The sequence below is a fragment of the Devosia sp. XK-2 genome, assembly GCF_037113415.1.
In the GTDB taxonomy this organism is placed as follows: Bacteria; Pseudomonadota; Alphaproteobacteria; order Rhizobiales; family Devosiaceae; genus Devosia.
This window is the reverse complement of record NZ_CP146608.1, coordinates 1,262,613-1,281,686: the sequence shown is the minus strand read 5'-3', so window position 1 is coordinate 1,281,686 and position 19,074 is coordinate 1,262,613. Positions and strand designations below refer to the sequence as shown.

Annotated in this window: 21 protein-coding genes; 11 read left to right on the top strand and 10 right to left on the bottom strand. The window is 62.4% G+C overall.

Annotated elements, in window-relative coordinates:
• Window positions 1–105 precede the first annotated feature (105 nt).
• Window positions 106–714 carry a MarR family transcriptional regulator gene (locus V8Z65_RS06135; protein WP_338723213.1) on the top strand — a complete coding sequence of 203 codons (609 nt, stop codon included), beginning with the start codon at window positions 106–108 and terminating at the stop codon, window positions 712–714.
• Window positions 715–779: 65 nt separating this feature from the next.
• Here V8Z65_RS06135 and V8Z65_RS06130 read toward each other — a convergent pair whose 3' ends face one another.
• Entirely contained in the window at window positions 780–1,112 is a 333-nt protein-coding gene (locus V8Z65_RS06130) for a DUF718 domain-containing protein (RefSeq protein ID WP_338723211.1), read from the bottom strand.
• Between the two features lie 202 nt (window positions 1,113–1,314).
• On the opposite strand from V8Z65_RS06130, the gene V8Z65_RS06125 reads away from it, so the two are divergent.
• Window positions 1,315–2,529, top strand: a complete 1,215-nt coding sequence (locus tag V8Z65_RS06125) for an MFS transporter (protein ID WP_338723210.1) — start codon at window positions 1,315–1,317, stop codon at window positions 2,527–2,529.
• Window positions 2,530–2,535: 6 nt separating this feature from the next.
• On the opposite strand, the gene V8Z65_RS06120 is transcribed toward V8Z65_RS06125, so the two are convergent.
• The 4 genes from V8Z65_RS06120 to V8Z65_RS06105 all read right to left on the bottom strand — a co-directional run bounded on the left by V8Z65_RS06120 (window position 2,536) and on the right by V8Z65_RS06105 (window position 5,764).
• On the bottom strand, window positions 2,536–4,443 hold the full coding sequence (locus V8Z65_RS06120) for a DEAD/DEAH box helicase (RefSeq protein ID WP_338723209.1): 1,908 nt from the start codon (window positions 4,441–4,443) through the stop codon (window positions 2,536–2,538).
• A gap of 194 nt (window positions 4,444–4,637) precedes the next feature.
• Window positions 4,638–4,844: a 4-oxalocrotonate tautomerase family protein gene (locus V8Z65_RS06115; RefSeq protein ID WP_338723207.1), complete on the bottom strand. Its 207-nt coding sequence runs from the start codon at window positions 4,842–4,844 to the stop codon at window positions 4,638–4,640.
• A complete protein-coding gene (gene ndk / locus V8Z65_RS06110) occupies window positions 4,845–5,267 on the bottom strand; it encodes a nucleoside-diphosphate kinase (RefSeq protein ID WP_338723206.1) in 423 nt (140 codons plus the stop codon). It abuts the gene before it with no gap.
• Window positions 5,268–5,356: 89 nt separating this feature from the next.
• Entirely contained in the window at window positions 5,357–5,764 is a 408-nt protein-coding gene (locus V8Z65_RS06105; RefSeq protein WP_338723204.1) for a hypothetical protein, read from the bottom strand.
• Window positions 5,765–5,860: 96 nt separating this feature from the next.
• Here V8Z65_RS06105 and V8Z65_RS06100 point away from each other — a divergent pair, with 96 nt between their 5' ends.
• From V8Z65_RS06100 to V8Z65_RS06085, 4 genes are all read left to right on the top strand, one after another.
• Window positions 5,861–7,735: an ABC-F family ATP-binding cassette domain-containing protein gene (locus V8Z65_RS06100; protein ID WP_338723203.1), complete on the top strand. Its 1,875-nt coding sequence runs from the start codon at window positions 5,861–5,863 to the stop codon at window positions 7,733–7,735.
• Entirely contained in the window at window positions 7,732–8,154 is a 423-nt protein-coding gene (locus V8Z65_RS06095) for a cupin domain-containing protein (protein ID WP_338723202.1), read from the top strand. The genes V8Z65_RS06100 and V8Z65_RS06095 overlap by 4 nt, the downstream gene beginning before the upstream one ends.
• A gap of 96 nt (window positions 8,155–8,250) precedes the next feature.
• On the top strand, window positions 8,251–9,048 hold the full coding sequence (locus V8Z65_RS06090) for a DUF4344 domain-containing metallopeptidase (protein WP_338723201.1): 798 nt from the start codon (window positions 8,251–8,253) through the stop codon (window positions 9,046–9,048).
• 48 nt (window positions 9,049–9,096) lie between these two features.
• Window positions 9,097–9,921, top strand: coding sequence for a DUF4344 domain-containing metallopeptidase (locus tag V8Z65_RS06085; RefSeq protein ID WP_338723199.1), 825 nt, complete (start codon window positions 9,097–9,099; stop codon window positions 9,919–9,921).
• A 6-nt stretch (window positions 9,922–9,927) separates the two neighbouring features.
• On the opposite strand, the gene V8Z65_RS06080 is transcribed toward V8Z65_RS06085, so the two are convergent.
• Both V8Z65_RS06080 and V8Z65_RS06075 read right to left on the bottom strand, forming a co-directional pair.
• Complete coding sequence (locus V8Z65_RS06080; protein WP_338723197.1) at window positions 9,928–10,545, bottom strand: YitT family protein; 618 nt, start codon at window positions 10,543–10,545, stop codon at window positions 9,928–9,930.
• Window positions 10,542–11,006 carry a DNA polymerase III subunit chi gene (locus V8Z65_RS06075; protein ID WP_338723196.1) on the bottom strand — a complete coding sequence of 155 codons (465 nt, stop codon included), beginning with the start codon at window positions 11,004–11,006 and terminating at the stop codon, window positions 10,542–10,544. The genes V8Z65_RS06080 and V8Z65_RS06075 overlap by 4 nt, the downstream gene beginning before the upstream one ends.
• A 171-nt stretch (window positions 11,007–11,177) precedes the next feature.
• On the opposite strand from V8Z65_RS06075, the gene V8Z65_RS06070 reads away from it, so the two are divergent.
• From V8Z65_RS06070 to rsmA, 5 genes are all read left to right on the top strand, one after another.
• On the top strand, window positions 11,178–12,245 hold the full coding sequence (locus tag V8Z65_RS06070) for an LptF/LptG family permease (RefSeq protein WP_338723194.1): 1,068 nt from the start codon (window positions 11,178–11,180) through the stop codon (window positions 12,243–12,245).
• Window positions 12,242–13,315, top strand: a complete 1,074-nt coding sequence (locus tag V8Z65_RS06065) for an LptF/LptG family permease (RefSeq protein WP_338723192.1) — start codon at window positions 12,242–12,244, stop codon at window positions 13,313–13,315. The genes V8Z65_RS06070 and V8Z65_RS06065 overlap by 4 nt, the downstream gene beginning before the upstream one ends.
• A gap of 100 nt (window positions 13,316–13,415) precedes the next feature.
• Window positions 13,416–14,306, top strand: a complete 891-nt coding sequence (locus tag V8Z65_RS06060) for a SurA N-terminal domain-containing protein (RefSeq protein WP_338723191.1) — start codon at window positions 13,416–13,418, stop codon at window positions 14,304–14,306.
• An 86-nt stretch (window positions 14,307–14,392) separates the two neighbouring features.
• Window positions 14,393–15,412 (top strand): 4-hydroxythreonine-4-phosphate dehydrogenase PdxA, encoded by a 1,020-nt coding sequence (pdxA, locus tag V8Z65_RS06055; protein WP_338723190.1) that lies wholly within the window; start codon window positions 14,393–14,395, stop codon window positions 15,410–15,412.
• Between the two features lie 78 nt (window positions 15,413–15,490).
• Window positions 15,491–16,333, top strand: coding sequence for a 16S rRNA (adenine(1518)-N(6)/adenine(1519)-N(6))-dimethyltransferase RsmA (gene rsmA / locus V8Z65_RS06050; RefSeq protein ID WP_338723189.1), 843 nt, complete (start codon window positions 15,491–15,493; stop codon window positions 16,331–16,333).
• 42 nt (window positions 16,334–16,375) lie between these two features.
• Here the strand turns inward: rsmA and gmk are convergent, their stop codons facing one another.
• From gmk to mltG, 3 genes are read right to left on the bottom strand one after another with little or no spacing between them, the layout of a single operon-like run.
• A complete protein-coding gene (gene gmk / locus V8Z65_RS06045; protein WP_338723187.1) occupies window positions 16,376–17,014 on the bottom strand; it encodes a guanylate kinase in 639 nt (212 codons plus the stop codon).
• 12 nt (window positions 17,015–17,026) lie between these two features.
• Complete coding sequence (locus tag V8Z65_RS06040) at window positions 17,027–17,893, bottom strand: YicC/YloC family endoribonuclease (protein WP_338723962.1); 867 nt, start codon at window positions 17,891–17,893, stop codon at window positions 17,027–17,029.
• Window positions 17,894–17,910: 17 nt separating this feature from the next.
• Window positions 17,911–19,032 (bottom strand): endolytic transglycosylase MltG, encoded by a 1,122-nt coding sequence (gene mltG / locus V8Z65_RS06035; protein WP_338723185.1) that lies wholly within the window; start codon window positions 19,030–19,032, stop codon window positions 17,911–17,913.
• Window positions 19,033–19,074 lie beyond the last annotated feature (42 nt).

Genomic DNA, 19,074 nt, shown 5'->3' with positions numbered 1-19,074 from the left:
CCGCCAGGCCTTGCGAAAATATATCTGACGGCATACATGTGCCCACAGCAATTACATGTCAATAGCATGTAATTGCTGATCGCATGCAAAACTACGGTGTCTGCCATGCCCTTGAGCAACAAAGCTGAGATCAGTGCCCTGCTGGCCAATGCCGGGATCGACGCGGCAACGGCGGAAGCCGTGCTGGATATTGATGGGGTGATGCAGAAATGGCGGCGGCGCGCCATGAAGCGCGAACTCGGGCACCGGGCGCTGCTTGATCTTGGGATCGCTCTGGAACTGCCGCAATATGACGTTCTGGCGGTCATCGAGGGTCCGGGGCCCGATAGTGCCGAAAGCCATGAAGTCATGGTGTCGACAGTGGCGGAACGGCTCAATATCGACCCGTCGCGCGCCAGCCGCCTGGTCAGCGAACTGGTCGAGAAGGGCTATGCGCACCGGGCTGTCAGCCAGGCCGATGCCCGGCGGACCATTATCGAGTTGACTGTGCTGGGTCAGAGCGTCGTCGAGGCCGTGCGGGCCTATAAGTTCATGATCATGGGCGAGTTTCTCTCCGAATGGAACGCGGCGGAGCTGGCCGCTTTCGTGCCCATGCTCAAGCGCTTCGGAAACTGGATGGACGGCATCGGCCCGGCGACCGAAAAGCACGCCGCAGAGATTGCAGCGCTTGCCCAAAACATCGAGAACGCTACCAAGCCCGGCAATCCTGGCTAGAAAGAAAAGAGCACGACCAGCGCGTGCTCTTTATCACGGCTGCCGATCAGCCGGGCTTATCGAAGCTAGTGCACGACAGTCCGGACATCATATTCGGCTGTGGCTTCTCCGGACACAGGATCGGTAACGCCGAGATCGCCGCCCAGGTCTTCGAGCATGGCGCGCAGGCCATCCAGTGACCGGATCATGGCCGGTCTGGCCTTGACGATACTGTCGAAGTCGTCCCACTCGCCGAGCACGCAATAGTCGCGGTCGCCGGTCTTGACGAGACTGAACCGGTGCATGCCGGCCGCTTTGAATTCATCGCCCGCCGATTTGAGCATGGCATCGTGATGGGCAATGAACGCATCTTCGAAACCGGGCTTCACCCGCATACGCACAATATTATAGGCCGTCATCATGGCCTCCCATTCTGGCCGCACAGGCCGCCCATGCGGTCTGGCGCGGACCCATGATTTTACCGCTGCGGCGGGGCCAATCACAGCAGCAGTGCTGACGCAATGGCAACGAGCAATCGTGGTGATAGGCGCTATGAAAACGTTTTATTAGACAGATCGGGACCGCGGCGTTAGCTCTGCCGCCTCCTGGAGGGGGACAAACATGACCCGGATGCGCCTGCCCGTGACGGCCCTTTTGGGCGCTAATATGTTCTTTTCAGGGGTCACCTATGCCGCCACCATGCCCTATGCCTCGCTGGTGGGCGTGGACACGCTGGGCATGTCGCCGGGCTGGTTTGCCACAGTGATGAGCACGGGCGCCATTTGCGGCACATTCGTGTCGCTGGGCCTGGGCTATCTCTCCGACAAGCTTCCAGACCGACGCATTCTGGTGCTAATCACCGCCCTTGCCGGCATCCTTGCGCATGGCCTGATTTACCTCATCCCCTCGCAGGCAAGCTTTGCCATTGCCATGGGTCTGATCATGCCGCTGGCAGGGGCCTGCTATGGGCAGAGCTTTGGCTATGTTCGGGTGTACTATGTGAAGCACCGCCCGGACAGGGTGGACTTCATGGTCACATCGCTGCGCACCGTCTTCACGCTGGCCTGGATCGTCGTACCGCCCCTGGCCGGTTGGATCGCGGCCGAATACAGCATTTTCGATGTCTATCTGGCGTCCTCGCTGAGCTATGCGGCGATGGCCGGCATTTTCGCCTTGCTGCTTGTCGAGCCCAGGGCGGCAGTGCAAATGCCACCGCCGGTGCGCGCCAAGGGGGCCTCGCTGCTCTCGGCCTTCGAGCTGCAACCCGGCATTCTGGCAGGATTGGCGGGCCTCATCGTGATGGTGGGGGCGATGCGGCTGCTGACCCTGAGCGTCTCGCTGTTCATTGTCAGCGACCTGGGTGGCACGGTCGCCGATGTCGGCTTTTATGCCGGTATCACCGCCGCGGTCGAAGCGCCCTGCATGCTGCTGCTTGCCTGGCTCACGACGAAGCTGAGCAAGGAAACCATATTGGCGGCGGCTGGCCTGGTGATGGCGCTATTCATCGGCCTCACCAGCGCCCTCAACAGTATGTCGGCGCTTTACTGGCTGCTGCTGCTCAACGGGCTGGGAACGGCCGCGCTGATGAGCGTCAACATCCCCTATATCCAGGATGCGATTAAGGGGCGGATCGGTCTCTCCACCTCGCTGATGGATATTGTCGCCATTGCCGCCAATATTCTGGGTGCGGCGGGCTTCGGCATATTGGCGGCAGGCGGAAATTACCGCTTCGCGCTGGTCTGTGCGGCCGGTCTGTCCGTGTTGGGAGCAATTGTCATGGCCGCTGGCAATCTTGCGCGGCTGGGTCGGCTGCGGCCGCAGGCCGCAACCGGCTGACCGGGTTCACTCGCTCCGCTTTTTCTTGTGGTCCTTGGGCTTTGCGGCCTTCTTTTTGGCAGGCCGCTCAACACCCTCGGCAGTGGGCTTGGCCCATTTGGGTTTGCCCTTGTCCTTGGGTGCGAAGGGCTTGGGGGGCCGCGCAGGTTTGGGTTCGCGCGGCGGCCTTGGGATCTCCATGAAGGCCTCGAGATCATCGGACTTCGGCTTGCCATAGCGTTCCTTTCGGTCCGCCTTTTCGGGGCGTGGCTTCATCGGATCGTATTTTTCAGGCGGGCCTGGCGGGCGGCGCTTACCCTGCGGCCGCTCCGAGCGTTCGCTCGGGCCCTCGACAGCGCCGATATGTACGCCCTTTTCTCCGGTGCCGTTCTTGCCCACAGAGCGCAAGAAGCTGTCGACCTTGTCGGCGGCGACCTCGAAAATCGTCTCGGTATCGAAAATACGGATCGAGCCGATATCGCCCTTGGTGACACCGCCCGCCTTGCAGATCATGGGCAGCAGCCAGCGCGGTTCGGCCCGCTGCTTGCGGCCCAGATTGACCTTGAACCAGCTTCCGCCGGCAAAGCGCTCGCGGCTGCGCGGCGCGCGCGGCTCATCCGGTGCCGCCGCGACCACGTCCTCAGGCACCGGCCGGGCGGCCATTTGCAGCCGGAGATAGGCGGCGGCGATGGCCTCGGCGCTATGGCGCTCGAGAAGCTGAGCGACCAGCGGCGCCTCTTCCTCATTGGCGGGGACCGTCAGGGTGGCAGCTGACAGAATATGGTCCTGATAGCGCGCATCGATATCGGCGGCGCTGGGCGGAGCGGTCATTTCCGCCTCGATCTTGGCGGTCCGCAGGATGGAGAGCGCGACCCTTTTCCGATGGCTGGGCGAGATAACAACACAGGTGCCCTTGCGCCCGGCGCGGCCGGTGCGGCCCGAGCGATGCAGCAGCGTCTCGGCATTCATGGGCAGCTCGGCATGAATGACGAGATCGAGATTGGGCAGATCGATGCCGCGTGCCGCAACGTCTGTCGCCACGCAGATGCGGGCGCGCCCGTCGCGCATGGCCTGAAGCGCATTGGTGCGCTCGGACTGGGTCAATTCGCCCGAGAGGGTCACAACGTCGAAGCCGCGATTGTGCAGCCGCGCCGAAAGGTGCTTCACTGCCTCGCGGGTGGAGGCGAAGACAATGGTATTGGTGCTTTCATACCAGAGCAGCGTGTTGATGACGGCGTTTTCGCGCTGGTCGGCGGGGACAACCATGAGTTTGTAGTCGATATCGGCATGCTGCTCTCCCGAGGAGGTGGCCGTAATGCGCAGCGCATCGTTCTGGAAGGTCTTGGCCAAGTCGGCTATCTGGCGCGGAACAGTCGCTGAAAAAAGCAGCGTGCGGCGATCTTCCGGTGCCGCGGCCAGGATGAACTCAAGATCCTCGCGGAAACCAAGATCGAGCATTTCGTCGGCCTCGTCGAGCACCACGGCGCGTAGGGCGGACATATCCAGCGCGCCGCGCGTGATGTGGTCGCGCAGGCGCCCGGGCGTGCCCACGACGATATGGGCGCCGCGCTCCAGCGCGCGGCGCTCGGTGCGCTGATCCATGCCGCCGACACCAGCGGCGGTCTGGGCGTGCATATCGGCATAGAGCCAGTCGAGCTCGCGGCGGACCTGCATGGCCAGTTCGCGGGTGGGGGCGATGACCAAAGCCAGCGGGGCACCTGGTGCGGGCAGGATGAGATCGTCCCCCAGGAGCGTCGGGGCTATGGCCATACCGAAGGCGACAGTCTTGCCAGAGCCGGTCTGGGCGGAAACCAGCAGGTCGCGGCCATCGGTCTGCGGCTCGATAACGGCGGCCTGTACCGGCGTGAGGCTGTCGTAGCCCTTGGCCTCAAGGGCGCGGGCAATAGGGGCAATGATGGTTTCAGGCAGGGACAATGCAGTTCTTTCGGAGCGGATCACCATGCGTGCCGTGCCCCGACTCTGCGGGATGCTCCGACCGATTATTGGTGTCTATCAATGGGGTTCCGCCCTAATGGCGGAGTGACCCGGGATGTGTTCGATGCCTTATAGCACGAACAAGCAAAAAGGCCGCCCGGCGGGCGGCCTGGATTTTTGTGGTGCTGGTCGCGTCAGTCCTTGGGCTGCTTGCGCAACTGGGCGATGGGCTTGCCCTTGAAACCCCAGTTTTCGAGCGGCACTTCGTCGATAACGACGAAAGTGGTCTCTGGTGACTTGTTGAGCACGCGGACCATCGTATCCGTAATCTCGGCGATCACCTGAGCCTTTTGCTCGGCGGTGACATCATCGTCGAGAATGCGAACGTTGACGTAGGGCATTTAGCCAACGAGCTCGTCGTCGGAGAAGAAGAACTTGATTTCCTGGGCAGCGGTCTCGGGAGCGTCGGAGCCGTGGACCGAATTTTCGCCAACCGAGAGAGCAAATTCCTTGCGGATGGTGCCTTCATCGGCATTGGCCGGGTTGGTAGCGCCCATGATCTCGCGGTTCTTGAGGATCGCGTTTTCTCCTTCAAGTACCTGCACGACAACCGGCGAGGCAATCATCTGCTCGACCAGTTCACCGAAGAAGGGGCGTTCCTTATGGACCGCGTAGAAGCCTTCGGCCTGTTCGCGGGTCATGTGGATCTTCTTCATGGCGATGGGGCGCAGACCGTTCTCTTCGAACTTGGCGACGATCTTGCCGATCAGGTTACGGCGGACGGCATCGGGCTTGATGATGGAGAAGGTGCGTTCGAGCGCCATGGCGGTTTGTTCCTGCTTGATGCGTTTGGAAAGGTGGCGCCTTTTAGCGGCTGAGTGTGTAAGGCGCAAGACGGCAACTTGCCGTCGTTTCAGCCCCTTGCCTCAAGGCAGTCCCCCTGCCCTTCGCTCGCCTCGATTACACCATGGGCCACGTCATTATTCTCAGGATCAAGAGCCGTCACATCGAGGTCGATGACAGGTTCGTGGACTTCGATCACCTGCTCCGTCGTGACCGGCACGATCTGCATGGTGCAGATTTCGGCGGTGCTGGTCGTGGGAAAGTGCACGGCCACGATAGTGCCACGCGGCTCGGCCATCCCGGCCTTCTCGACGGCCCAGCAGGCGCTACCGTCAAATGTCGCCCTGAGCAGGATGCGCTCGGCATCGATCCGACAGGCGTAAAGCTCGGTGAAGCTGGCCACTTCCTGGGCTAGCGCGGCGCCACCGCACAGGGCCGCAGTCAACGCCAGGGGAATAGAAGCCATGGTCTTGCGCATTAGACATCTCCTAAGGGGCGCTGTATTGGCACAGCAAGAATTGTAACCGACTTTATGGACCGCCGATCCTGCCTATCGGATCGGCGAGATTATGGCATGCTGACCATCAATAATCTCACCTATCGCATTCAGGGTCGCCCGCTCTTCGAAGAGGCATCGCTGGTGCTGCCCGATGGCGCCAAGGCCGGCTTTGTGGGAAAGAACGGCACCGGCAAGACGACGCTGTTTCACCTGATCCAGGGCCATATCGGCGCCGATAGCGGCTCCACCGAGGTCAACAAGAAGGCCCGGATCGGCGCCGTGGCGCAGGAGGCGCCGGCGGGCGAGGAAACCGTGCTCGAGGTGGTGCTGGCTGCCGACAAGGAGCGTTCGGCCCTGCTTGCGGAAGCCGAAACGGCGACCGATCCGCATCGGATCGGCGAAATCCATATGCGGCTGGCCGATATCGACGCGCATTCCGCCGAGGCGCGCGCCTCCTCGATCCTCAAGGGTCTCGGCTTCGAGCAGGATCGGCAGAACGCGCCGACGCGCGAGCTGTCCGGCGGCTGGCGCATGCGCGTGGCGCTGGCGGCAGTGCTGTTTTCTCAGCCCGACCTGCTGCTGCTCGACGAGCCGACCAACTATCTCGATCTCGAAGGTACTCTGTGGCTGGAGAAATATCTCGCCACCTATCCCTATACCGTGTTCCTGATCAGCCACGATCGCGACCTCTTGAACAAGGCGGTCAACTCTATCGTGCATCTCGAGCATCGGAAGCTCACCTACTACAAGGGCAATTACGACACGTTTGAAGAGACGCGCCGGATGCAGATGGAGCTCAACAACAAGCAGCGTGAAAAGACGCTGGAGCAGATCGCACATCTGCAAAAGTTCGTGGATCGCTTCAAGGCCAAGGCCACCAAGGCAAAGCAGGCCCAGGCGCGCGTCAAGATGATCGAGAAACTGCGACCGCCCGAGGCGATGTTTGACGAGCATGCGGCCCCGTTCCAGTTCCAGCAGCCCAAGGCGGACCTGCCCACCCCGATGATCACCCTGGACAAGGTCTCAACCGGCTATGGCGACAAGGTCATTTTGCGCAATGTCACACAGCGCATCGACCCGGATGCTCGCATCGCCCTGATCGGTGTGAACGGTAACGGCAAGTCGACCTTTGCCAAGCTGCTGGCCGGCGATATTCCGGTGATGGACGGCCAGCTCAAGATCAACAAGAAGCTCGAGATTGCCCATTTCGCGCAGCACCAGATGGACAAGCTCAAGCCCGAGCAGACCCCGCTGGAACATGTTGCAGAGCTGATGCCGCTCGACAATGAGGCAAAACGCCGGAGCCGCCTGGCCCAGATGGGCCTGACCACATCGCGCATGGACACTAAGGCCAAGAACCTTTCCGGTGGCGAGCGGGCACGTCTTCTAATGGGGCTCATCACCTTTTCGGGGCCGTCGATGATGATCCTGGACGAACCGACCAACCATCTCGACATCGATAGCCGCGATGCGCTGGTCTATGCACTCAACGACTACCGGGGGGCAGTGCTGATCATTTCGCACGACCGGCACCTGATCGAGGCGACCTGCGACACGCTCTGGATCGCCGAAAATGGCACTATTCGCGAGCTGGACGAGGATCTCGACAGCTACCAGCGCAACATCACCGCCAACAAGGAAGGCAAATCCGGCGGCGGCAATGCCAATGGGGGCGATCGCAAGCAGTCGCGGCAGGAGGCCGCGGCCCGTCGCGCCGAGCTGGCCCCGCTCAAGAAGAAGATTGCCGATGCCGAAACCAAGATGAAGCGGCTGCGGGCCGAAATCGACAAGGTCGATGCCCATCTGGCCGACCCCAAGATTTACGATGGATCGCCGGACCGGCTGATCGCGCTGGGTCGGGACAAGTCCCGGTTCACCACCGACCTTGAAGCGGTGGAGGAAAGCTGGCTGGAATTGAGCGCCAAACTGGAGGAGGCCGAGCGGGCATGAGAGCCGATGAGATCATCGCCGCGCTGGGCCTGCAACCCCATCCCGAAGGCGGGTGGTACGTCCAGACTTTTGAAGACGAACCGGGACCGGATGGGCGGGCCCGCTCCACCGCGATCTATTTCCTGCTCAGGGCTGGCGAAATCTCGCATTGGCACCGTGTCGATGCGGTGGAGACCTGGCTTTGGCATGCTGGCGCCCCGCTGGAACTGACCATGGCCGGACACGAGGCGATGACGACAATCACGCTGGGCGCGGATGTCCTGAGCGGTCACCGGCCGCAGGGGATTGTACCGGCCCATGCGTGGCAATCGGCCCGCAGCCTGGGTGACTGGACATTGATGAGCTGTACGGTCGCGCCCGGTTTCCGCTTTGAGGGGTTTGAACTGGCGCCGCCCGACTGGTTGCCGCCGACGGCATGACGGGGCGTTTACCAGGCTTCACCAAACGCGACTGAAAGCGTTGACGGGAGCGCCGCGCTCCTCTTCACTTACCCCATTGCTCGAGTGAGGTCCGCCATGTTCCGTCTTATCGTCGTGCTCATTGCCCTGGCCATGGCTTTGCCGGCCAGTGCGCAGGACCTTTCCGGGCTTTCCAAGCAGGACCGAGCCGAAACGCTGCGCTTTGCAGTCAATAACAGCCTTTTCACCCTCTATCACGAGGTCGCGCACCTCTTGATCGATAAGCTCGCCCTGCCCGTATTGGGCAAGGAAGAGGATGCAGCGGACAATATCGCGACCTGGGTGCTGCTCAAGAAGAATACGCCCGAGGCCAATCAGGCGCTGGAAGATGCGGCCGATGGCTGGGTGCTGACCGGCGCGCGCTATGGCGACTATTTCGATGGCGATGATTATGCCTCCGGCTACAGCCCGGATCGCCATCGCGCCCTGCAGATCATCTGCCTGATGGTGGGCGCCGACCGGACCGCCTTCCGCACCATAGCCAATTCCTACGACATCCCTTCCGAGCGCCAGCACACCTGCCTGTTCGATTATGAACTGATCAACCGCAGCCTGGACGCGCTGCTTGTCGAGGGCAAGGCAGGCACGCGGGTGAACGTCACCTATCATGACGGTGGCACGCGCCTGCGGCTGGCCGAGCGGGCCTTCCGCGGCAGCGGCATATTCGATGAGGTCGCCGAGGAATTGCGCCGTGGCTATCGCCTGGACGGCCAGGTCCGTTTCACGGCCCGGCGCTGCGGTGAGTCCAATGCCTTCTATGACCCCGCGACAACCGAAATCATCTTCTGCTATGAGTTGATGCAGGATTTCATGCAGCTTCATCTCGACCAGCGGGCAGAACGCAGTCGCGATTGAGGCCGGACGTCCGGGGGATTGGCGGCGCGCTGCCTATGGGGGCATTTTATGAACAGATGTGCAGCGGCTCTGGCCGCGATTTTTACTTGCCTGACTTTGGGCGCGATCGGCGCTCAGGCACAGGACGAGGACAACCAGGTTCTGGCCGATGCCATGGCGTTTGCGCTGCATGACGCAGCCTTCACCATGTATCACGAAATCGGCCATCTGCTGGTGGGTGAACTGGGTCTGCCGGTCCTGGGCAAGGAGGAAGACGCCGTCGACGCATTGGCGACGATCTGGCTGCTCGAATTCGACGAAAGCGATGACAGCTATGACGCGCTGATCGACGCGGCGGATGGCTGGTATTTCAATGCCGTCAATTCCACCGGCTCGGGTGTGGACGACTTTTCCTATTATGACGAGCATAGCCTCGACATTCAGCGGGCCTATGCCATGGTCTGCATGATGGTGGGCAAGGATCCCGAGGCCTTCGGGGAAACCGCCGATATTTACGAACTCGATACGGACCAGCAGGAAGCCTGCGGCTATACCTATGAGCAGGCCCTCACCTCGTGGATGACCCTGCTCGATCCGCATTTGACCGAGGACGACAGTGTCGCCAGCATCGAAGTCGTCTATGACGAGGCCGGGGACTATGAGGATTACGCCCGGGCACTCAAGGACTACCGGATCATGGAATATGCGGCCGAAACCGTAGCGGCCAGTTTTCTCCTGCCGGGACCGGTAACGTTCCGGGCCACCCAATGCGGCGAGCCCAATGCCTTTTATGATCCCAGCGCCAGCGAAGTCATCTATTGCTACGAAATGGCCGAGCACATGTTCTACATGTATCTCTATGACATCGTGGGCTGGGGCGACACGGCCAATTAAAGGCCTTTAGCTGAAACCCACATAGCGCCCTGGGCGATGATTCAGGGCGATGATCATGTTCAGCACCAGTGCCCCGAGGATCGAATAAAGGACCCGGTCGAAGGGCAGGACGAAAAAGGCGATGACTAGGATGACAGCATCGACGCCGAGCTGGAAATAGCCGGCGCGGATGCCGAAATTGTCCTGCAGGAACAGCGCCAGAATATTGATGCCGCCGACGCTGGCCTTGTGCCGGAACAGCGACAGGATGCCCAGCCCCATCAACCCGCCGCCGACCAGCGCGGCAAAGAGCGGATCGATGCGCTCGATACCGATCCAGCCCGGGATCTGCGAGGAGAAATAGGAGACCATGGCCACGCTGGCGATGGTCTTGAGCGTAAAAGGCAGCCCCATGCGGAACCAGGCCAACGCATAGAATGGCAGGTTGATACCAAAGAACAGCCAGCCAAAGGGAATGCCGGTGATATATTGCAGCAGCAGGGCGACACCTGCGCTGCTGCCCGTGGTCAATTGCACTTGCGCGTAAAAGGCGATGCCCAGCGACACCAGCATGGTGCCGATAAGCATGGCGAAAATATCCTCATGCAGCTTGTGCTTGCTGGGCGTGGAAAGGTCGGGGGTCATGTTGCCTGCGTCGCCTGACCCTTCTTGACCCAGCGGCCGCTCGCTTCCTGCTGCCAATAGGTCACGTCATTGTCGCCGCGCAGGGCCACCCAGGCGTCGCGGGCCGTCTGGACGGCGTCGGGATCGTGGCCGGAAAACATATAGACTAGCCGCTCATAGCCCTCCCCCGATTGGGGCACGGCGCCATCGGCAAAGAAACGCACCGCTGCCGCATTGGGATTGTCCGCCTCGGTGGTGATGAGAATGGGCTGCATCGCCTCGGCATCGTCGCCGGCAAGGCCATGGGGCAGGAAACTGTCGTCGCGATAGGTCCAGAGATGGGCATCGAGCGCCTCGGCACGCTCGCGCGAGCCCACTTCCACCACGGCGCGCCACCCCCGCTCCAGCGTTTTTTCGAGCAGCAGGGGTATGACCGCTTCGAGCGGACGGGCTTCAAGGTGATAGAAAAGGACTTCGGCCATGCTTCCAGCTTATCCGCCGCGGGTTTGCGGCGCCAGTTCAGCGCACGCCGCTCTGGCATGTTTGCACCGCATCTGTGACGTGATGGGAGATTGTGTGAAGTTGAGAAGTGCCGCAAGGTGCAGCGCGATTCATCCCACGCAAATCAGCGACGGACGCCGTTTTTTAGCCGCATGAGACGATTGACCTCCTATTTGACGCGCCTGTTCGCGAGCGATGCGCTGATCCTGTTCGGGATCGTGTGCTTCCTGCTCTGGCTGGTCAATTGCCTGCGCTCATTCGACGTCGTCTCGGTCAAGGGCCAGGGATTCGGCACATTGGCGCTGCAGGCGCTTTATACGATGCCGCCGCTGGCCCTGTCCTTTTTCTATATCTGCGTCGGCATCGGGGTCGTCCGGGCGTTGACGGCGCTGCAGACCAGTCATGAACTGCACATCATTCACACCAGCCGCGGCGTAAGCGGGCTCTGGCGCGCCGCCATTGTCACCTGCGCGGGCGCCGTCGCCATGGTCTTGATCCTGGCCCATATGATCGAACCGCTGGCCAACCGCCAGCTCAATCGCCTCTCGGCCGAGGTCGCCGCGGACCTCGTCAGTTCGACCCTCAAGCCCAACCGCTTCACCCAGGTCACGCCAGGCGTCATCCTGCTGATCGGCGGACGTGCCGATGGCGGGGTGATCACCGAATTCTTCGCCGATGACCGCCGCGATCCGGAAACGCGCCGAACCTATATCGCCGCCTCAGCCCGAGTGGTCAGCGTGGGTGAAGACTATGTGCTGGAGCTGCGCGATGGCGCACTGCAATATACAGAGGCCGATGGGCGATATTCGGAAATCCGCTTCTCCCGCTACGATGTCAGCGTGGAAAGCCTGGCCCAACAGGTGGCACAGATCGACGTCTTGTCCGAAACCGACAGTTTTGCGCTTATCACCCGCGCCCTCGATACGGGCTGGGAGCCGGGACTTGTCAAGCGGCTGCTCGACCGGTCGGCGGAGGGGCTGCGCGTATTGGGCCTGGTGCTGCTGGTGGTTGCGGTTGCCGGGTTTCCTAGCGGCAATCGCATGCGGTTCCGACTGCCATTGGAGGCCTTGGTCATGCTCGTCGCCTTTGGCGAGCGCGGCATCAGCGCCTATAGCCCTCTGGGCACCGGCACCGGCGCCTTTGCGCTGATCATTGCCGGCGCCGCTATCCTCGCCGTGCGCTTGTGGCCGCGGCGTCCCCTTGCGGCGGTGACGCCATGATCAGCCATATCGACCGGGTCGTGCTGGCTCGCCTGGCCAGCCGGATCGCTGCGACCGTATTCATCTTTTACGGGCTGATCGCGCTGGTGGAATCGCTCGACACCTGGCGCTTCAACTATGTTGCCGAGCAGCGCGGTGTGCATATGGCCGTGGTCATGGTGGCGATGAGCGCGGTGCGCTGGACGATCAAGACCCTCCCCGTCACGGTGCTTATGGGCACCATATTGGGCCTGGCCGATCTCAAGATCAGGCATGAACTGACGGTGATCAAGGCTAGCGGGCTTTCGATCTGGCGGGTGCTGCGCGCGCCGGTGATCGTCCTCTTCGCGGCCAGTCTGGTCATTGCATTGGGCGCGGAAACCGCCAGTACCATGATCAATCGGGAGCTGGCGCCCACCCCGCCGGGCCAGGCGGCGCAATTGACCCCGCCGGGCGAAATATGGCTCGAGCAGAGCGGGGATGGTGTGCATTACGTGCTCATGGGCCGCGGCATGTCGCAGGGCGGCTCGCAATTGGTCGACGTGACCCTCTTCCATCTCGGCCCGAGCGAAACGCCGCGCATCGAGGCTCCTGAGGCCATTCTTGATGCGGGCTATTGGAATTTCCCCGAGGCCGAAGTGCGCACGGCCGATGGGCCGGCTCGCATAATGTTCAACCTGAAGGTGCCCACGCGCTCGACTGCAGCGGAAATCAGCCTCAAATTGGCCTCGACCGAGGACATGACCTTTTTCGAGCTGGCGCGGCTATTGCAGCGTGGGGTGGCCGACCCATCGATCCGCGCGGCGACGGCCATGCGGCTGATCAAGCTTCTGGCGCTGCCCCTGGTTCTCACCGGCTCTCTTCTGATCGGTTTTGCCTTTACCGCCGGCTATAGCCGCAACACCCAGTTCGGGCCCGCCGTGCTCTATGGCATCGTGCTGGGTTTCATCGTTTTCATCATCACCGAAATGGCGGATCGGGGTGGCAGCACCGGCGTGTTGGACCCGTTCTTTGCCGCAATCGGCCCGGCCCTTGTCGCCATCGTCATCGGTGTGACAGTGTTGCTGCGGAAGGAAGACGGCTGGATTTGAGCGGCACCCGCCGTTCCGATTTTGGCCTCAATCATCGCCCAATTGACAAGACTGGCTCTGACGCCCCATTGAAGGCGTCACAAGACAAGCGGACCTGACCATGACCTTTGCTGAATTTCGGCGCGCTTTGAGCGCGATATTCATCGGACTTGCCCTGACTATGAGCGTGGCGCCTGCCGCCTGGGCCGCGACTGTGGCGACCGTCAATGGTGAACCGATCAGCGACGTGCAGGTCGACCAAAGGCTGCGGCTCTTCCGCATGGAGGGCAATAATACCGGCCGCAATGGCGCCATGCAGCAGTTGATCACCGAGGCGATCCAGCTCCAGGAAGCCAAACGGCTGGGTATCAGCGTGTCCAATGCACAGGTCGACGAGGCCTTTCTGCAGATCGCCCGCAATCTCAATGTCAGCCGCGATCGCCTGCAGGCCATGCTGCAGCAGGGCGGTGTCAGCTCGCAGACCTTGCAGGACCGGTTGCGCGCCGCCATTGCCTGGAATGCAGTCAAGGAAACGGCCGTCAGCCCGCAGGTGCAGATTTCCGAGCTTGAGCTGGACCAGCAGGCCGCTCAGCAGATCGCCGATTTCCAGAAATTCGACTACATTCTCAAGGAAGTGATCTTTGTGGGCGGGGGCGGCCGTTCCGGCCAGGCCAACCGCTACCGGTCGAGCTTTGCCGGCTGTGATTCCGCGGTCGAACTCTCCCTGGCCTATACGGATGTGGCCGTGGTCGATATCGGCCGCCGGCACGCCACCCAGATGCCCGATGCCATTGCCAGGGAACTGGCCGGCCTCAATGTCGGCGGCATCAGCAAGCCGAGGGCGACCGAAGCGGGTCTGTCCATGCTGGCCATCTGCCAGAAGGTGCAGGCCGAGGACCTGACCTTCGTCAAGGGTGGCCTGCGCGAGGATGCAGGTGGCGATGCCATGGCCAAGGAAGCGGAGGCCTATCTTGAGCGCCTGCGCAGCCAGGCCAAGATTTTCTACCAGTAAGGCCGGCGGCGCCCGCCGCAGACATTCGGCCCGTCAAGGGCCAGGAGCGGCCGCAAGACGCGGCCGTTCTGCCTTTGGGGGACAAGATGCCAGCACCATTGGCCGTGACCATGGGTGAGCCAGCCGGGATCGGGCCCGACCTGATCCTGGGCCTTTACGCCCGGCGGGACGAGCGGCAATTGCCCGCCTTCGTGGTGTTCGGCCATGTGGGCTTTCTCAGGGCCCGGGCGCAGCGTCTGGGGATCGATATCGCCATCGAGCCGGTGGATGTGGATGCCGCCGCGTCCGTTTTCCCGCGTGCGCTGCCGGTGGTGCATATCGAGGGGGGTGTCGCCGACCTGCCGGGCATTGCCGATGAACACGCCGCGCCGGTTGTGATCGCGGCGATCGAGCGGGCTACGCATGCGACCCTGACCGGGCATTGCCGCGCGGTCGTGACCGCCCCGATCCATAAAGGCACGCTTTACCATGCCGGCTTCCAGCATCCCGGCCATACCGAATTCCTGGCTGATCTCTGCGCCATTGACGGCAAGCCCAAGCTGCCGGTGATGATGCTGGCCCATGGCGATCTTCGCACCGTGCCGCTAACCATCCATGTCCCCATCAAAGACGTGCCGGGGCTGATCAGCCGCAAGCTGATCCTCGAGACATTGCGCGTGATGGCGCATGATCTGCGGCAGCGCTTCCATATCGCCGCACCGCGCATCGCCGTGGCCGGGCTCAATCCGCATGCAGGGGAAGGCGGCGCCATCGGCCGGGAGGATGTTGAGATCATCGGGCCGGCCATTGCCGATGCACAGGCCGAGGGGATCGATGCCATAGGCCCCCTGCCCGGCGACACATTGTTCTATCCACCGCATTGGCGCCACTATGATGCGATCCTGGCCATGTATCACGATCAGGCCCTGATCCCGATCAAGACCGTAGCGTTTGATATGGGGGTCAATGTCACGCTCGGCCTGCCTATCGTGCGCACCTCGCCCGATCACGGCACGGCTTTCGACATTGCCGGAACCGGCGAGGCGTCCCCTTCCAGTTTTGCCGCGGCCATTGCCATGGCTCATTCCATGACGGCCCCAGCACTCCGTCCCGTTTCGAGCAAGTGACGACATGATCCCGTGCCCTGTTTTGTCGCGTTTCCGAAACGCAAAACCGTTACCACTTTTGCTGGAAACGCTCCGACCATGAGCCAGATCGACAAGCTTCCGCCCCTGCGCGAGGTCATCAACGCCCACGGGCTGCGCGCCAAAAAAGAGCTGGGCCAGAACTTCCTGCTCGATCTCAATCTGACCGCTCGCATTGCCCGGGTTGGCGGGTCGCTGGAAGGCGTGCGGGTCATTGAGGTTGGCCCCGGGCCGGGTGGGCTCACGCGGGCTCTGTTGGCGGAAGGCGCACGGGAGGTCATCGCCATCGAGCGCGATGCCCGCGCCCTGCCCGCCTTGGCCGAGATTTCCGATGCCTATCCCGGCCGCCTCACCGTGATCAGCGGCGACGCCATGGAGATGGACTATCGCCTATTGGCCGATGGACCGACCCGGATCGTCGCCAACCTGCCCTACAATATAGGCACCCAGCTGCTCACCGGCTGGCTCACCATGGAGCCTTGGCCACCCTTTTTCGAAAGCCTGACGCTGATGTTTCAGCGCGAGGTGGCCGAGCGCATCGTCGCCAGGCCCGGAGACAATCATTACGGCCGCCTTGGCGTCCTCGCCGGGTGGCGGACCGATGCGCGCATTGCCTTCAATGTCGGGAAACAGGCCTTCGTGCCGCCGCCTAGCGTCACTTCGGCGGTGGTGCATATCGTGCCCAAGCCGGTGGAAGAGGGTTTGCCGGTCAAACTGGTCGAGCAGGTCACTAAGGCCGCCTTCGGACAGCGCCGCAAGATGGTGCGACAGTCGCTGAAATCGCTCGGCGTGCCGGTCGAGGCGCTGCTGGCAGCAGCCGACCTCAAGGGCGACGAACGCGCCGAAACTCTTCCCGTCGAGGCGTTCCTCGCCATGGCGCGCGCCCTGCCGGGACTGCGATAGGCTGCCGACTGCTGAGCCTTCACAAACCGATTCAAATGGCTATCAAAGAGAATCGATCTGGCTCTGCAAGTCTTTGACGAAGCTTGATAAATTGACCTGACGCTCGCGTTTCAGGCGGGCCGCCGCGAGGATGGCGCGGACGCGGGCGACCGATTCCTCCAGATCGCGATTGACGATGACATAGTCATACTCGCTGAAATGATCCATTTCGATGCGGGCATTGCGGAGGCGCTTTTCAATGGTGCCGACACTGTCCTGGGCGCGGCGCTCGAGGCGCGCCCGCAATTCCTTGATAGAGGGGGGCAGGATGAACACCGTCACCATGTCGGCGCGGGCGCGCTCATAGAGCTGCAGGGTGCCCTGATAGTCGATATCGAACAGGATATCGTTACCGGCGGCCAATTGTTCTTCCACCTGGGCGCGTGGCGTGCCGTAGTAATTTCCATGCACTTCGGCGCTCTCCAGGAGTTCGCCGTCGCGCTGCATCTTCTGATAGGTCGCCACGTCGATGAAGTAATAGTGCTTGCCATGCACTTCATCGGTGCGGCGGGCGCGCGTGGTGACTGAGACCGAGAGCCTGATATTGGGATCGGCGCCAAACAGCGAGCGCGAGATCGAGGACTTTCCGGCGCCGGATGGGGAGGCGATCACCAGCATGACGCCGCGACGCTGAAATTCCATTTTGATCCCACTCTATTCGAGGTTTTGAACCTGTTCGCGTAGTTGATCGATCGCCGCCTTGAGGTCAAGGCCGATGGCCGTCAGCGCCACAGCGTTCGCCTTTGAACAGAGCGTATTGGCCTCGCGATTGAATTCCTGTGCCAGAAAATCGAGTCGACGTCCGACCGGGCCGCCCTCCCCGATCAATTTGCGCGCGGCCGCGATATGGGCGCGCAGCCGGTCCAGCTCTTCCTGAATGTCGGCTTTGGTGGCGAGCAGCAGCGCTTCCTGGGCAAGCCGCTCTGGCGGCAGGCTGGTATCGTCGCGCAGCAGAGCGAGCTGATCGCGCAGCCGAGCCTCGATATAGGCCCGGTCACGCGCGGGGTGGCGTTCGGCCCGCTCCACCAGATCGGCAATGGTGTCGAGCTGGGCCAGCAGCACGGCGGCAATCGCTGCACCCTCCTGGCGGCGGGCCGCTTGCAGCCGGGCAATGGCCTCGCGCGTGCAATCCAATACCAGCTCCGCCTGCTGGTCCTCGTCGACACCCTCTGCCCCGTCATCGGTTTCAAGCACGCCGGGTAGAGCCAGAATGCCTTCGGGACGCGGCAGATCGGTCGTTATCTGTTTGCGGAGCTGCTCCATGGCCGCCAGCACGGCCGCCAAAGCCTCGGGGTTGAGGCGCACGGCACCGGTAGCCGCACCGCCACCCGCCGCGACGGCGAGGTTCAGGGCCCCGCGGCTGAGCGACTTGGTAAGCAATTGGCGCAGCGGCACGTCGAGCGCATCCAGGCCCGGCGGCAGGCGCAGCCTTATATCGAGCCCACGGCTATTGACCGATTTCAGCTCGACCTGCACCTGCATATCGCCACTTTGCCGCTCGGCGCGGGCAAAGCCGGTCATGCTGGAAAGCGCGGCGCTCACTGCGCGGTTTCGCCTTGTGTGGCCGCACCGGCCTCTTCGGCCTCCAGCGCCTGACGCGCGGCCTCCGCTTCGGCCTCCGCCTGAGCGGCGGCCTCGGCTGCTATTTCGCGATAGCGCGCCACATTCTGCTGGTGTTCGGCATAGGTCTCGGCAAAGACGTGACCCTCGCGCGGCGTGGCGCCCTTGGCGACGAAATAGAGGTAATCGTGACCATCGGGATGTGCGACCGCTCGCAAGGCCTCGATGCCCGGATTGGCAATGGGCGTGGGGGGAAGGCCGTCAATCTGATAGGTGTTATAGGGCGTCTTCTCCTCGATTTCCGAGCGGCGAATGCCCCGGTCCAGCGTCGATTGGCCAAGGGTGATGCCATAGATGATGGTCGGATCCGATTGCAGGCGCATGCCCTCACGGATGCGATTGACGAAAACCGCGGCGATCTGCGGGCGCTCGGTGGCGATGCCCGTTTCCTTCTCGACAATTGACGCCAGGATCAGCATTTCGGCGGGGGATTCGAGCGGCAGGTCGGCCTGCCGTCCCTCCCAGACCTCGGCCAGCGCCTGGGTCATGGCCAATTGCATGTCGTCCAGCACCGATTGGCGGGTGTCGCCAGGGGTGTAGTCATAGCTGCCGGGCAGGATCGAGCCTTCGGACGGAAGCTGGTCGATCGAGCCGGTCAGCCTGTCATCGGCATTGATGCGCTGAATGGCCTGCCACACGGTCCAGCCTTCGGGAATGGTCACCGCATAGCGCAGTGGATTGCCCTGGGTCAGTTCCTTGAGGATTTCGGACATGGAGGCGCCGGCGGGGATGTTGAAATCGCCGGCCTTGACGACGGCGCTTTCCTCCACCCGGCTGCCGAACTGGCTGAAGATCACCGAATTGGTGATGAAACCCTGCTCCTCAAGCCGGTTCGCAGTGGTCGAGAGCGTATTGCCCGACTCCACGCGGAAGACGCGGTCCCCGCGCGTCGGCCCATCGCCATAATATTGCGAGGCCACGAAGAACAGGCCACCACCCACGACGACCAGGCCGATGACCAGCAGGGTCAGCAGACCGTTGAGAACGTCGATCATGCCATTGCCCGAGCGGCGGCGGCGCCGGTTCCTGCGGTCGTTCATCTTCCCTGTCACTCGCGAATAGCAGCCTTGTACGGCCTGGTT